12 protein-coding genes are annotated in these 14,552 nt (G+C 71.6%); 7 read left to right on the forward strand and 5 right to left on the reverse strand.

What is annotated here, in order from left to right; all coding sequences use genetic code 11:
* Together ABT137_RS06850 and ABT137_RS06855 are read right to left on the reverse strand one after the other, a co-directional pair.
* On the reverse strand, positions 1-428 hold a 428-nt coding region (locus ABT137_RS06850), incomplete at its 3' end, for a hypothetical protein (protein WP_502984483.1).
* A gap of 163 nt (positions 429-591) precedes the next feature.
* Positions 592-1,377 carry a DUF8842 C-terminal domain-containing protein gene (locus tag ABT137_RS06855; RefSeq protein WP_351703653.1) on the reverse strand — a complete coding sequence of 262 codons (786 nt, stop codon included), beginning with the start codon at positions 1,375-1,377 and terminating at the stop codon, positions 592-594.
* A 540-nt stretch (positions 1,378-1,917) separates the two neighbouring features.
* Between ABT137_RS06855 and ABT137_RS06860 the strand changes: the two genes are divergently transcribed.
* Together ABT137_RS06860 and ABT137_RS06865 are read left to right on the forward strand one after the other, a co-directional pair.
* Positions 1,918-2,613 (forward strand): transglycosylase family protein, encoded by a 696-nt coding sequence (locus ABT137_RS06860; protein WP_351703656.1) that lies wholly within the window; start codon positions 1,918-1,920, stop codon positions 2,611-2,613.
* A 494-nt stretch (positions 2,614-3,107) separates the two neighbouring features.
* Entirely contained in the window at positions 3,108-3,323 is a 216-nt protein-coding gene (locus ABT137_RS06865) for an I78 family peptidase inhibitor (RefSeq protein ID WP_293991910.1), read from the forward strand.
* A gap of 105 nt (positions 3,324-3,428) precedes the next feature.
* Here the strand turns inward: ABT137_RS06865 and ABT137_RS06870 are convergent, their stop codons facing one another.
* A complete protein-coding gene (locus tag ABT137_RS06870) occupies positions 3,429-4,448 on the reverse strand; it encodes a phosphatase PAP2 family protein (RefSeq protein WP_351703658.1) in 1,020 nt (339 codons plus the stop codon).
* Between the two features lie 238 nt (positions 4,449-4,686).
* Entirely contained in the window at positions 4,687-5,988 is a 1,302-nt protein-coding gene (locus tag ABT137_RS06875; RefSeq protein ID WP_351703661.1) for a mannosyltransferase family protein, read from the reverse strand.
* A 260-nt stretch (positions 5,989-6,248) separates the two neighbouring features.
* On the opposite strand from ABT137_RS06875, the gene ABT137_RS06880 reads away from it, so the two are divergent.
* Both ABT137_RS06880 and ABT137_RS06885 read left to right on the forward strand, forming a co-directional pair.
* The gene (locus ABT137_RS06880; protein ID WP_351703664.1) at positions 6,249-7,865 is read left to right on the forward strand and encodes an MFS transporter; all 1,617 of its coding nucleotides are present in this window, start codon (positions 6,249-6,251) and stop codon (positions 7,863-7,865) included.
* Positions 7,866-8,295: 430 nt separating this feature from the next.
* Complete coding sequence (locus ABT137_RS06885) at positions 8,296-9,465, forward strand: acyl-CoA dehydrogenase family protein (protein ID WP_351703667.1); 1,170 nt, start codon at positions 8,296-8,298, stop codon at positions 9,463-9,465.
* Positions 9,466-9,502: 37 nt separating this feature from the next.
* Here the strand turns inward: ABT137_RS06885 and ABT137_RS06890 are convergent, their stop codons facing one another.
* Positions 9,503-9,943: a cell division protein SepF gene (locus tag ABT137_RS06890; RefSeq protein WP_293991899.1), complete on the reverse strand. Its 441-nt coding sequence runs from the start codon at positions 9,941-9,943 to the stop codon at positions 9,503-9,505.
* 1,031 nt (positions 9,944-10,974) lie between these two features.
* On the opposite strand from ABT137_RS06890, the gene ABT137_RS06895 reads away from it, so the two are divergent.
* From ABT137_RS06895 to ABT137_RS06905, 3 genes are all read left to right on the forward strand, one after another.
* Positions 10,975-12,729, forward strand: coding sequence for an FAD/NAD(P)-binding protein (locus tag ABT137_RS06895; RefSeq protein ID WP_351703670.1), 1,755 nt, complete (start codon positions 10,975-10,977; stop codon positions 12,727-12,729).
* A gap of 61 nt (positions 12,730-12,790) precedes the next feature.
* The gene (locus ABT137_RS06900) at positions 12,791-13,606 is read left to right on the forward strand and encodes an LLM class flavin-dependent oxidoreductase (RefSeq protein ID WP_351703673.1); all 816 of its coding nucleotides are present in this window, start codon (positions 12,791-12,793) and stop codon (positions 13,604-13,606) included.
* Between the two features lie 64 nt (positions 13,607-13,670).
* Positions 13,671-14,450 carry a DUF1684 domain-containing protein gene (locus ABT137_RS06905; protein WP_351703676.1) on the forward strand — a complete coding sequence of 260 codons (780 nt, stop codon included), beginning with the start codon at positions 13,671-13,673 and terminating at the stop codon, positions 14,448-14,450.
* Positions 14,451-14,552: the final 102 nt, after the last annotated feature.

Raw genomic sequence — 14,552 nt, forward strand, 5'->3', positions numbered from 1 at the left:
CTGTATCGCAGATAGTGCGCATCAGGCAGGAAGTGGGTCCTTGGCGGGGCTACGGCGCGCACCTTCCCGAAGACGTCACAGGTGTCGCTCCCTGGCGTCCCGATCCGCTGCCACTGCGGCGGCTGGGGCTGCCCGCCACCGCTCCGGGCGCTGTAGGCACCCGCGCTGTACGCGCTGTACGAGTTCCCTCCGTACGAGCCCAGACCGTGGGTGCCGGTACTGAACGGGGCGGTCCCGAAGGCGACGAACCCCAGGGACTCCTCCCCGCTGCGATCACCCGGCAGCGTACGGAAGGCCTTGACCCACTCCGTGTAGAGCGAGTCGTAGATCGGCGTGGCCGAGACCCCGCCCGAGGCCTCCTGCGCCACCCGGGCAGCGGGAATGGCGGAGAAGGACGGCCGGTGGTGAGGAAGGTCGTATGCGTGCACGTATGTCCAAACGACCAGGTCTTCAAAGAGATGCGGCCCCTGAGATGCGCCATTAGGGGCGCGAGACCGCATTGAATGTGCGGCTACCGCCGCGTGGGCGCGACCAGCCGCGGACTACCCGCAGCCGCTCACGCACAGCAGCTCCCACCTGCGTGGGCGCCTCTCAAACCCCCGCGAGCGGAAGCGCCGCCGCCACCAGCTTCCCGTTCGCCGCCGCCTTGTCGATCGCGTCGCGCAGCAGATCCTCCCGGGGCTGTCGCCCGATCGACCCCACCGGCGCCGCGAACATCAGCACCTGCTGGTGCTTGTTGGCGGCCGCCCGCCACCCGTCGGTCACCTGCAGCGGCTGATGCGCCTGCCACCACGCCACCGGCTGCCCACCCGTCGGCCCGGGCTGCAGCACCGCGTGCAGCTGCCCCACCGCCAGCAGCACCGACCACCCGTGCAGCACCGGCGGCACCGCGGTCAGCTCCGGCACCGGCATGAAGCCCTGTTCGATGAGGAGCGGCAGGAAGTCGTCGCCCACCCCGTCCGTGCCGGGCCGCACGATCGGCGAGGTCGGCTCCACGACCAGCGCGGGGTGCAACTCCCCGGCGATCAGCACGAGTCCGCTGGTCACCCCGAGCACCGCCTGCTCGGGCACCGACTTCTGCGCCCCGCCGCCGGGCGCGCCCTCGCCGCTGATGGAGCGGACCGCGCCCTGCAGCTGCTCCTCGGTGACCTGGACGACCTGCGAGGGCAGGCAGGTGGCGTGGGCGAAGGCGAGGACGGCGGTCTCGTCGCCGATGAACAGGACGGTGCTGGTGCGCTCCTGTCCGGAGTCGCCCGGGGTGCGGCAGGAGGTGCAGTCGTAACTGCCGGGGGCGTTGTCTCCGGCGAGCAGCCGGTCGGCTTCTTCGTCGCCGATCTCGGCGCGTACCTCGTCGCTGACGTCGAGCATGCGCGGCACGGTGGCTCCCTCGGGATGCGGTACCTGAAGGCCCGGGTGGCTCCCGGTCCGTGAGCCCCCGGGGTCGCGGGCTCATGAAGAAGACAACGGGCGATCTGTGGTGGGGGTCACGCCTTGGGGGGATCGGGATCGAACCATCCGCTGCACAGGGTCACTCGTCGTGCGGAATCCGGCACTCCCCGTCAACTCTTCGCAAGCCAAAGCAGTTTGACGCGGTGAAGTGAATCACAGATCCGTCGAACCCATGGTCGACAAATCACGAAATCCTGGAATGTAGTGGGTGGCTGGAAATCGCCGCTACCCACGGTAACATCGAACTGGCCTGGCCTGACGGGGAGTTGGTTGATTTCGGGCGTTCCCGATCTCTAGATTCCTCCGCCGTGTGCAGCGAGCACCGCTCGGGTACGTCCGCCGGCCGGCACAGGCAGAGCACCACCGCAGTACCGGCCGCCGCGGACGGGGCGAGCGCGAGGAACCGCGTCCATTGCGCGGGGACCGCGTCCCGCCTGGGGGACCCCGGGTATGTGGAGAGGGAAATACATGTCCGAGTGTGCCGATACCACCCGTGAGACCGCCGCGAACAAGAACGGCTCCCGCAAGGGCCGTACGACGGCCGCCCTGGCCGGAGCGGCACTGCTCGCCCCGCTGGGCCTGCTGGCAGCCACCGGCAACGCCGCGGCGGCGGACAACGGAGTGTGGGACCGCATCGCCCAGTGCGAGAGCGGCGGCAACTGGCACATCAACACCGGCAACGGCTACTACGGCGGACTCCAGTTCTCCGCCTCCACCTGGCGCGCGTACGGCGGCACCGCCTACGCGGCGACGGCCGACCAGGCCTCCAGGGAAGCGCAGATCGCCGTCGCCACCAAGGTCCAGCACGCCCAGGGCTGGGGCGCGTGGCCGGTCTGCTCGGGACGGGCCGGGGCGACCGGCTCGGCACCGGAGAGCGCGTCGGTGACCACGAAGAGCAGCACGGAGTCGGCGACGAAGTCGTCGAAGTCGTCGACCACGACGACCACCCGGAAGTCGACCCCCGCGGCGAAGACGCCGCAGCGCTCGACGACCGGCACCGGCCGCACCTCGGCCAAGGGCGACTACACCGTCCGCGAGGGCGACACCCTGAGTCAGATCGCCGAGCGGCACGGCACCACCTGGCAGCGCCTCTACGCCGCCAACAAGGCCGTCATCGGCGACGACCCGAACCTCATCGTGCCCGGGCAGCGCCTCGCGCTCTGACGCGCACCCCTGCCCCGCACCACCATGCCCCGCCCGGTCCGACCGGGCGGGGCCCGGTGCGTTTCGTGGGGACATGTACATGCTCCGAATGGGGGCGCACGCCCGTATGTGAGGCCGATTCATGTGCGGACGGCACGCTCCGAGTTCACGTTGCCGCAACCTCGGTCCTACCCGCGCGGTACGGGGGTTCTGTGCCGAACCGGTGAATCTCTTATGCGGTGTCAGCTTCGGTGCGTCCCGGCGGAATCGGAATGGAATGCAGGCGCCGGAGTGTCCCGGATCCAGGCTTCCGGTTCTTTCCGGCGGCTTTTCGGAAGACCGTACCGGCATCGGGGAATTGCGCTCGAATGCGCCAGGAAGACGCATGGAACCGCTCGTACGTGTGACGGAGTTCGAGCGAAACGCGTGTCGTGATTCTGTGACAGAAGTGTGACCGGAGGTGGACGTGGGACTTCGGCTTCCGTCCCCGCCCGAAGCGGCCTAGCGTGGGCCGTATGGCACCGGACACCGCTCCGCCGACGGAGCCCCAGGACAGCCCGCAAGGGTACGTAGGCCGCGACGCGGGCGACGCGGAACGGCTCGCCCGGCAGCGCGGGTGGACCACGGTGCGCTCGCTGCCGCCGGGCGCGATCATCACCATGGAGTACCGGATGGGGCGGCTCAACTTCGAGGTACGGGACGGCGTCGTGGCGCGCGCCTGGAAGGGCTGACCCCACGACGGCGAAGGCCCCGGTTCCCGCAGTGGGGAACCGGGGCCTTCGCCGTGCCGGGGCCGGCTGTGCGTACCTGACCCCGCTGTCGCGTCCGTACGGCCGTCAGCCGCCCGTCAGCGGGCGGGCCGCCTGGGCGGCGGTGCCGCGCGGCTGCCGCTCCGGGTGCTGCGGGCGGCGGCTGCCCGCCGGGGTCACCGGGGTGCGCTCCGAGCGGGCCGTGTGCGGGCCGGGCGCCAGGTGGATCGGGGCCCTGGGCGCGCGGGCGAGGGAGACCGGTTCGCGTTCCGGCTCCGTCTGCTCGACGGGCGCCGGGCGCGGCTTGAGGACCACGGGCACCGGGACGGGTGCGGGCACCGTGCTGCCGCTGCGGGCGCGCCAGCGGTCGCGCAGGTCGAAGAGCCAGGCCTCGGCGAGGGCGATGAACGGCTCGCACCAGGGCAGCGCCAGCAGGATCAGCAGCCCCGCCGCCCAGCCCAGCAACACGTCGCTCAGCCAGTGCGTACCGAGGTAGACGGTGGACATGCCGACGCCGAGGGAGGTGACCGCCGAGGCGGCGGAGAGCCAGCGGCGGGCTCTCGGGGTGGAGGCCAGATATGCCAGAATTCCCCAGGTCACCACCGCGTTGGCGGTGTGTCCGCTGGGGAATATATCGCCGCCCAGGCCCATCTCGTTCGAGCCGATGACGGTCGCGTAGTGCGGTCCGAGGCGCCCCATGCCGAGCTTGGCGGCGCCGACCGTGATGTTGAGCAGCAGCAGCGAGGCGCCGAGCGTGAGCATCGGGCGCAGGGTGTGCTGCCGCCACGAGCGCCAGCCCAGCCAGGCCGCGACCATCACGGCGGTCGGGCCGCGCTGGCCGAGGACCACGTAGTAGTCGACGAACCAGTGGATTCCCGACCACTGCTGGTAGGGCCGGAAGAACATGACCTGCCAGTCGAGCCGGACCAGCCAGGACGTGATCACGACGGCCCACACGATCGCCAGGTAGAAGGCAAGGGTCGCGGTGAACAACACGACCCGGTGCCGGCTCATCTTCGGCAGATCAAAGTGGGCCGGTCGTTCCGGCTCACGGTCCAGTCTGGCGAACACCCGGTCCAGACGGGTGAGGTTTCGTTCGGTACGCACCCAATCGACGTTACAGCGAGTGAGCTCTGTTCCCGGTCGAAACTGCGGCTTTGTGATGACGATGTGATGTGGGAAACCTCTCAGGAGGTCTCCGAATTCTAAGGATTCCGTAATCCTCGGCGGGTCTGCCCTTCAATTCCTTTGATCATGCCGGGTCGCTGTTTTATGGCACTTATGAATTCGTTAACCAAAGCATGGGGTGGAATTCTCCGGCCGCTCACCGAGGACGTCGAAACGATCATGGAGGTCCCGAGCCGTTCAGCCAGAACGCGCCATAGATCGCCGAGGCCACCGCCACACCTGCCGTGACCAGGGCCGATCTGCTGGTGCGCAGCCGGGCGAGGGCCCGGGCGAGCGGCAGCAGCACCGGGAAGGCCGGCATCAGCAGCCGCGGCTTGGACCCGAAGTAGCTCGACGCGCACAGCGCGAGGGCGAGGACGACACCCGTGTAGACCAGCAGGGGGAGCGGTTGCCGCTGGCGGACTCCGGTCACGTAGAGCCACAGCAGCAGGCCGACGCCGAGGATCAAACCCGCTCCGGCCGGAGCGGACGGAAATGACGTGAACTTGTCGGCGACGAAGCGTGCGAACGCATAGCCGCCGTCGAAGCCGTTACGCCAGCCCGCCTGGACGTCCAGGTAGCCGAGCGGGCCCCGGCCGGTGCGGTGGCCGACCCACAGGACATAGGCGGCGGTGCCGACGGGAGCGAGGAGCAGGCCGAGGGCGCGGCGCCAGACGGGAGCGCCGGGGGTGGTGACGTGGGGGGCGCGTGTTGTGTGAGGTGCGCCGGTTGCCTGCGGGGCGCGCCGGGCGCGGGCGGCGCTGGACGCCTCGGGGGCGCGTTCGTCGAGATGCGCGCCGTCCGGCCGATCCGTACCACCGTCCCGCGCGCCCCTGCCTCGATCCCGCACGAACGAGACCACCCCAGCCGTCCACACCGCCGCCACCACGGCGAGCCCCACCGGCCGGGTCAGCCCCGCCAGCGCGGCCAGTACCCCGGCGGTCACCCAGCGACCGGTCAGCACGGCGTACAGCGACCACGCGGCCAGTGCCGTGAACAGCGACTCGCTGTACGCCATCGACTGCACGATCCCGACGGGCAGCACGGCCCACACCAGCACCGCGCAGATCCCCACCCGCCGGCCGTACACGACGTCCGTGACCGCGAAGATCCCCCAGGCCGCGGCGAGCGAGGCGAGCAGGCTCACCGTGAAGCCGGCGTCGGCGTACGGCAGCGGCGCGAGCGCGTGCAGCAGGCGCTCCAGCCAGGGCAGCAGCGGGAAGAAGGCCAGGTTGGAGTGGACGTCGCCGTTGGGCAGCCGCACCTGGTAGCCGTAGCCCAGTCCGGCGACCCGCGTGTACCACAGCGAGTCCCAGCGCGCCGTCAACAAGGTGTACGCGCTCCTGCCCCGTGCCGCGCTCCACCCGGCCAGCACGACCAGGCCGAGGGCGCGCACGGCCGCGTATCCGAGCAGGGCCGGCGCCGCCCGGCGCAGGGCGGGGGCGCGCGGTGCCGCCACGGACGTTTCAAGATCGGTCACGGGCTCGATTATCGACGGGACGCGGAACCGCGGGGTTCGCGCGGGCGTGGTGCAGAGCGGGGGCAGTGGCGTACGCCACATGAGTTCTCCGGAGCGTGTGAGAGGTCCGCCACGTGCCCCCGCAACGAACTCGCGTACGCTGACATGTCACTCGCGTTCGTCTGCGCGGGCCGGAGACCCCGCTCCTCTCCGGCCGTACGACGGGGAGTCCCCACCCCGCCGGTCCGCCGCACGCGAGGGACCATCTGGGAGGTACGTACATGTCCGGGACGACCACGGCCGCCGTACGACCGCGCCGTCGTGCGGTGTCCGGGGCCGGTGCCGGTGCCAACCGCTGGGTCGTCCTCGTCGTCCTCTGTGTCAGCCTGCTGCTGGTCGCCCTCGATGCGACCGTGCTGCACGTCGCGGTGCCCGCCGTCACCGAGGACCTCAAGCCCGGTGCCATGGAGCTGCTCTGGATCGTCGACGTCTACCCGCTGGTCTGCGCCTCGCTGCTGATCCTGTTCGGCACGCTCGGCGACCGGGTGGGCCGGCGGCGCGTCCTGCTCCTCGGCTATGCCCTGTTCGGCATCGCCTCCGCGGCGGCCGCCCTCGCGCCGAGCGCGGCGGCGCTGATCGGGGCCCGGGCACTGCTCGGCGTCGGCGGCGCGATGATCATGCCCGCGACCCTCTCCATCCTCCGGATGGTCTTCCCCGACCGGCGGGAGCGGGCCCTCGCCATCGGCATCTGGAGCGCGGTGGCGGCGGTCGGTGCGGCCGTCGGCCCCCTCCTCGGCGGCTTCCTCCTCGAACACTTCTGGTGGGGCTCGGTCTTCCTGGTCAACATCCCGCTGATGCTGGTCAGCCTTCCGGTGGGGCGTCTCCTCCTCCCCGAGTCCCGCGGCGACCGCAACGGCCCCTGGGACGTGGTCGGTGCGCTGCTGGCGGCGGTCGGCCTGTTCGGCGTGGTGTTCGCGGTGAAGCGCCTGGGCGGCGGTGAGCCGGCGGGGAGTGCGCTGACGGTGGTGCCGTTGCTGCTGGGCGCGCTGCTGCTGGTCCTCTTCGTACGACGCCAACGGCGGCGGACGTTCCCGCTGGTGGACCTGAAGATGTTCGCGCGGCCCGCGTTCAGCACGGCGGTGGGCTGCATCGTGCTGGCGATGCTGGCGCTGGTGGGCCTCGAACTGATCGCCGCGCAGTACCTGCAACTGGTGCTGGGCCTCTCGCCGTTGCAGACGGGGCTACGGCTGCTGCCGCTGACGCTCGCCGCGATGGCGGCGGGGCTGGCCGGGGCGCGGATGCTGCGGCGCTTCGGGCCGCGCCGGATGGTGTGCTTCGGCTTCTGCCTGACCGCGGCGGCGGTGCTCACGCTGACGGCGATGGGCGGGACCGACGACGCGGGCCTGCTGCTCGTCGGCTTCCTGATGCTCGGCTTCGGCCTGGAGACCACGCTCTTCGGGGCCTACGAGTCGATGCTGAGCGAGGCGCCGGCGGCGCAGGCCGGCGGGGCGGCGGCGATCGGCGAGACGTCGTACCAGTTGGGCGCCGGGATCGGGATCGCGCTCCTCGGCAGCGTGATGAACGCGGCGTACGCGCCGGGGCTGGCCGGGGTGCCGGGAGTACCGGCGTCGGCGTCGGTCGCGGCGGGGCATTCGCTGGGGGAGGCGTACGAGGTCGCCGGGCGGCTGGGCGGGTCGGCGGGGGCGGCGTTGCGCCGGGCGGCGCGGGAATCCTTCGTGCACGGGCTGCATGTGACGTTGCTGGTGAGTGCGGGGTTGCTGTTGCTGGGGGCCGTGATGGCACTGCGCCTGCCGCGCGCCATGCAGTGTGACGACACAGCCGCCTCGGTGGACCTCCCCGCCCCCAGGGAAGCCGAACGCTCGCGCGTGTCGGCGTAGCTCCTGCGGGGACTTCGCCGTTGGCGGGTGCGGGTCAGAACTTCTCCCACCCACGCACCGCCCGTGCGGGTTGGGGGAGGGGCGGGGCGACCTGTGGGGGTGGTTCGCCGTTGGCGGGTGCGGGTCAGGGCCTTTCCCGCCCACGCGCCGCCCGTGCGGGGTGGGGGAGGGGCGACCTGTGGGGGCGGTTCGCCGTTGGCGGGTGCGGGTCAGGGGCTTTCCCGCCCACGCGCCGCCCGTGCGGGTGCGGGGGCGTGTCTGCGTGCTGTCTTTGCGGGGGGACGTCTGCGCGCGGTCGCCGACGGTGAATGCGGGCCACGGGGGAGTTCGCCTTCTCAGGAGACCCGCACGGGTGGTGCGTGGGTGGAGGGAACAGGGAGACTGTGCCTAAGCTGGTGTAACTAGCGGTGCTAGTTTTGGGAGGGTTCTGATGTTCGATGCCGGTGACCCGCTCGGGATCGACGAGCTTCTGGAGCCGGAGGATCTCGCCGTACGGGAGACCGTGCGGAGCTGGGCGGCGGATCGGGTGCTGCCGTTCGTCGCCGAGTGGTACGAGAGCGGGGCGCTGCCCGGCATCAGGGAGCTCGCCAAGGAGCTCGGGTCCATCGGGGCGCTCGGGATGTCGCTCAGTGGGTACGGCTGCGCCGGGGCGTCCGCCGTGCAGTACGGGCTCGCCTGCCTGGAGCTGGAGGCCGCCGATTCCGGGATCCGGTCCCTTGTGTCCGTGCAGGGGTCGCTCGCCATGTACGCGATCTATCGGTTCGGGAGCGAGGAGCAGAAGCAGCGGTGGCTGCCGGGCATGGCCGCCGGCGACGTCATCGGGTGCTTCGGGCTCACCGAGCCGGATCACGGGTCCGACCCGGCCGCCATGCGGACGTACGCCCGGCGCGACGCCGGCGGCGACTGGGTGCTGAGCGGGCGGAAGATGTGGATCACCAACGGGTCGGTGGCGGGTGTCGCCGTCGTGTGGGCGCAGACGGAGAACGGGATCCGGGGGTTTGCCGTGCCCACCGACACGCCGGGGTTCTCGGCGCCCGAGATCAAGCACAAGTGGTCGCTGCGGGCGAGTGTCACCAGTGAGCTGGTGATGGACGACGTGCGGCTGCCCGCCGATGCCGTGCTGCCCGAGGTCACCGGGCTCAAGGGGCCGCTCAGCTGTCTGTCGCACGCCCGGTACGGGATCGTGTGGGGCGCCATGGGTGCGGCACGCACCTGCTTCGAGACCGCCGTCGACTACGCGAAGTCGCGCGAGCAGTTCGGTCGGCCCATCGGCGGCTTCCAGCTCACCCAGGCCAAACTCGCCGACATGGCGGTCGAACTGCACAAGGGAATCCTGCTCGCCCATCACCTGGGGCGGCGGATGGATGCCGGTCGCCTGCTTCCGGAGCAGGTCAGCTTCGGCAAGCTCAACAATGTACGGGAGGCCATCGAGATCTGCCGTACCGCGCGGACGATCCTCGGGGCGAACGGGATCTCGCTGGAGTACCCCGTGATGCGGCACGCGACCAACCTCGAATCGGTGCTCACCTACGAGGGCACCGTCGAGATGCACCAGTTGGTGCTGGGCAAGGCACTCACCGGGCTCGACGCCTTCCGGTGAACCCCGCGCGGGGGCAGGGCCGGTGAGCGGCCCTGCCTCAGCTCTGGTTGAAGAAGCCGTCCTCCCGGCGCCTGGCCGGTTCACCGCTGACGATCTCGGTGTTCGCGGGGGTCAGCAGGAAGACCCGGTTGGCGACCCGCTCGATGGTGCCGCGCAGGCCGAAGGTCAGCCCGGCCGCGAAGTCGACGACACGCTTGGCGTCGCCCGGCTCCATGGCCGTGAGGTTCACGATGACCGGCACACCCTCACGGAACAGCTCGCCGATCGCGCGGGCGTCCCGGAAGCTGTCCGGGGTGACCGTGCCGATCCGGCGGCCCTTCTCCTCGGCGGTGTCCGTGGCCACCTTGACCCGGGGGTCGGTGACCCAGGCATCCCCGGGCTGCTCGGTCCCTTCGGAGTAGTCGTCGTCGTAGTAGCGCTCGTCATCGTTGTCGTCGACGAGGCCAAGCCAGGCACTCGCCTTGCGTACCGATCCCATGGACGCCTCCTCTCACAGCGGTCTTTCTTGCTTCCGCATCCCTATGGTCGTCCATGATGCGGATGTCGCGCCAAGTGGATAGACGCCGCACGGGGGGTTTGTGACGGTACTGGTGCAGAGCCAAAACGTCGAGAGCCCAGGTACCCCAAGGGCGGTAGCTCACACGGCTGCTGACTGAGAGTGAAATATGATTGTTCCCGGCGTACGGGTGATGAACGGTGCGTCCGGGTGAACGGGCCGAGGCGGTTCGGGGCGTCTTCGGAATACCTTCCGGGCCTCTTCGAACAGTCTTCGGGGGCGGTCTGACGCACGCTCAGGGGACGTCGGCCGGCTCGGGTGCGGCGACGGGCGGCGGCAACCGGGGTGAGGATCCGTCACCGTATACGGACACGCGGCGCCGGGACGGTCGCCTCGGGGTTCGCCTTGATTCTGTTTCCGTGACGTAAAACAAAAAACATCAAGGCACTTCCGTGCAAGCGGCCGCCATGCGCACCAGGATCCTGATCCTGGTCGTCGTGCGGGCGCGGTGTTACTGGACCGGCGAACGTGCGAGGGGAGGGGTGCGCGTGTGAAGGCGAAGGGTGGGGCGGCGGCAAGGAACGCGAAGAGTCCCCGCTGTCCGCGGGGCGCGCAGGGGGGTCAGCTCAACAGGAACAGGACCACACTCGACCGAGGTCGATGTGGGAGCGCTTGACCAGCCACTGCTGCGGATGCATGGGCCAAGTGGAACAGGTCTCCGGTTCTCCGTCAACTGACCTGAGACGCGCTGCTCACACTCTGGACACCCTTGACAACGAGGGGAAACGGCACCGTAGAGTCGACGGACGGCCCTGCTGAGGGGCTCGGCCGTAAGAGCGCCGTACTCCGGCGTTCCGTGTGAAGGCACCCGCACCCCCGTGTGCGCGTCCACCGTGTTCGATTGATCCGCCACGGAGCCTTCGCATGTCTTCCGAGACCCTTGCCAGAACCATCACCCCCGTCCCCGGCATATCCGGGCCCGCGGTCGGCCGCGTCACCTCCGAGGCGGCCCGATGAGGCCCCAGCTGGTGATCGTGGGAGCCGGGCCGCGGGGGACCGGACTCCTGGAGCGGATCGCCGCCAACGCGCCCGAGCTGTACGCCGGTTCGGGTCTCGACATCCATCTGGTCGACCCGCATCCGCCGGGCGCCGGGCGCATCTGGCGGGCCGCCCAGTCGCCGCTGCTGTGGATGAACTCGCACGCCGAGGACGTCACCATGTTCACGGACGAGTCGGTGCGGATGGCCGGGCCGGTGCGGGAGGGCCCCACCCTGCACGAGTGGGCGGGCCTGGACGGCCGTACCTTCGCCGACCGGCAGATCCAGGGCCGCTATCTGCGCCACGTCTACGACCAGGCCGTCGCCGACCTCCCGGACGGCATCACCGTCCACCACCACCCACGCCGGGCCCTGCGGGTCAGCGGGCCGCGCGAGGGCCGCCAGCAGGTCTGGCTGGAGGGCCGGCCGCGCCCGCTCCTCGCCGACCTCGTCGTCCTCGCCCTCGGCCACCTTGATGCTGAACTCGACCCGGAGCAGGCCGAGTTGGCCGCGTACGCCGACGCGCACGGCCTGGTCCACCTGCCGCCCGACTTCACCGCCGACAGCGACCTGTCCGCACTGCGGCCCGGCGAACCGGTGCTGGTGCGGGGGTTCGGGCTCGCCTTCGTCGACCTGATGGTGCTGCTCACGGAGGGGCGGGGCGGCCGTTACGACGGCGACACCTACGTGCCGTCCGGGCAGGAGCCGGTGCTGTACGTCGGGTCGCGGCGCGGCGTGCCGTACCACTCGAAGATCGGGTACGACTGGACCGGCGAACGCCCGCCGCTGCCGCGCTTCCTCGGCCCCGCCGAGATCGACGGACTGCTCGCCCGGCCCGGGGGCTTCGACTTCCGGCGGGACGTGTGGCCGCTGGTGGAGAAGGAGCTGGGCTTCGCCCACTACCACCGGCTGTTCACCGTCCATCCCGAGCGGACGGCCGTCGCCTGGCGGGACTTCGAGGAGAAGTACGCCGCCGCCGAGGGCGACGCGGAAGTGCGGGCGCTGGTGGCGGCCGCCGTACCGGATCCGGCCGACCGGCTCGATCTCGCGGCGCTCGACCACCCGCTGGACGGGGTGCGGTACGGGTCGCACGAGGAGTTCCAGGAGGGGCTGCGCGGCTACATCGAGGCGGACCTGGGGCGCCGGCACGATCCCGCGTACAGCACCGACCTGGCGGTGTTCCTCGGACTGCTCTCCGTCTACGGACAGCTGGTGCGGCTCGGCGACATCGGGTCCTGGTGGCACGGGTTCTTCAGCTACCTCGCCTCCGGGCCGCCCGGCCCCCGGCTGCGGCAGATGCTCGCGCTGTCCCGGGCCGGGGTGCTGCGGTTCGTCGGCGCCGGGATGTCGGTGACGGCCGAGGGCGGGGTGTTCCGGGCGTCCGCCGACACCGTGCCCGGGTTCTCCGTGGAGGCGCGGGCCCTTGTCGAGGCGCGGCTGCCCGAACCCACCGTGGGGCGCGCCCGGGACGCCCTGCTGCGCGGGCTGCCCGCCGGCGAGGCCGCCGAGACGGCCGACGGGCTGCTCAGGGTGGACCCCGCCGACGGGCGGATCCTCGACGGGGGCGGGCGGCCGCATCCCCGCCGGTTCGCGCTCGGGCCGTTCACGAACGGCCGTACGCCCGGCGCGTTCACCCGGCCGCGCACCGGAGGGCCCGCGTTCCGGCAGAACGACGCCACGGCCCGCGCGGCCCTCGCCTTCCTGGCCGACCCGGCGGGAGTCGGGTCATGAGCGAGCGTCACGGTCGGCGTCCGGCTGTCTCACAGGCTGTCTTACAGGGAGGTTCGTGGTGATGACCGGCTCGTACGGCCGGGGGCTGCTGCATCTGGCCGCCGCCGTGGATCAGGTCGGCGTCTTCGACGCGGAGCGTTACGTCGAGCTGGTGCGGCTGGCCGAGAGCGGGGGGCTGGACTTCGTGACGCTCGACGACCGGTTCGGGTGGCCGGAGACCGACGCGCTCACCGTGCTGGCGCAGGTGGCCCCGGCCACCCGGCGGATCGGGCTGGTGCCGGTGACGACCGGGCCCGAGGCCGCCGTCGCCCACCTCGACCGGGTCAGCCGGGGCCGGGCCGGCCGGTGGAGCGAGGCCCCCGGACCCGCGCCGGAACAGCCGGTCCGGGTGACCGACGCCACCGAGCCCGCCGCCCGGCAGGCCGCCGCCCGGTACGCCGATGTCGCCCTGGTACGGGCCGCGAGCTCCGCGCAGGCCGCTGCCGTACGGGAGGAACTACGGCGGCAGGCAGCGGAGTTCGGGCGGGAGCCGGACGCCTTGCGGGTGCTGGTGAGTCTCGTGGTGGATCTGGGCGACGGGGAGCGCGCGGCCGAGCCGGGACACGGGGGCGGCGGGCCCCGGCAGACCGTGCAGGGGCCGCTGTACCGGGGCGGTCCGGTGGATCTGGCGGAGCTGGTCGCAGGCTGGCACGGCGAGGGCGCCACCGACGGCTTCCACCTGGTCCCCGCCGAGCCGCGGCGCGACCTGGAGCGGCTGGTCAACGGCACCGTGGCGCTCCTTCAGCACCGCGGTCTGTTCCGCACCTTCTACCCGGGCGGCACCCTGCGCGAGCACCTCGGCCTCGCCCGGCCCGCCGGGCAACTCGCGGCGCCGTGAAATACCTTGCGCATAGGGGAGAGGGGACGTGCGTCGTGACGAGAGCATGGGAAGGACTGATCGTATGAAAGCGGACGCGGCCGGGGACTGGAAGCGCTGGCACGAACACCGCGAGGAGACGGTGTCGGCGCCGTACGGGCCGCTCGCGCTGGTCGGCAGCCACTGGATCGAGGACCATCCGGAGGGCCGGCTCCCGGCCCTCCCCGGAATCTGGGCAGCCGACGAGGACGGCGTCGTGCTCACCGCGACGGCCGCCGACGGCCTGGCCCTGGACGGCGAGCCCTTCGCCGGTGAGGTCCGGCTCGCCGCCGACCCCGAACCGTCGGCCCGGGTCACGCTCGGCGAGCGCCGGCTGGTCGTCCTGGTCCGCGAGGACATATGGGGTGTACGGGAGTACGACCCGGCCGCCGGGACCCGCCGCGCCTTCCGGGGCATCGACGCCACCCCGTACGACCCGCGCTGGTCGGTGCCGGGACGCTTCACGCCGTACGACGACGACCCGCGCACCGTCCGCGTCGGCACCGCGGACGGAGTGGAGCGCGCGCTCGTGCTCGCCGGGGAGCTCGGCTTCACCCTGGCCGGCCGGGAGCTGACGCTCCAGGTCGCCGAGCAGCCCGACGACCGGCTGTGGGCGGTGTTCGCCGACACCACCGGCGGAGCCGGCAGCTTCCGGTTCAGGTTCCTCTATTCGGCCGCTCCGGCCGCCGACGGCTCCACCACCGTCGACTTCAACCGGGCGCAGCTGCCGCAGTGCGCCTTCGCGGACCACTTCATCTGCCCTTTCCCGCCGCCGGGCAACACGCTGGACCTCGCGGTCGAGGCGGGGGAGCGGAAGCTCGCCTGAGGCGTTCGACGGACATTCGACGGACATCGACAGGGCGTCAACTCACCCGGATCGCGACAGGATCACACAAAGTCGGCATGGTTCGAACACGGTCGCACGGCC

This window comes from Streptomyces sp. NPDC001980, from assembly GCF_040296885.1.
GTDB lineage: Bacteria > Actinomycetota > Actinomycetes > Streptomycetales > Streptomycetaceae > Streptomyces.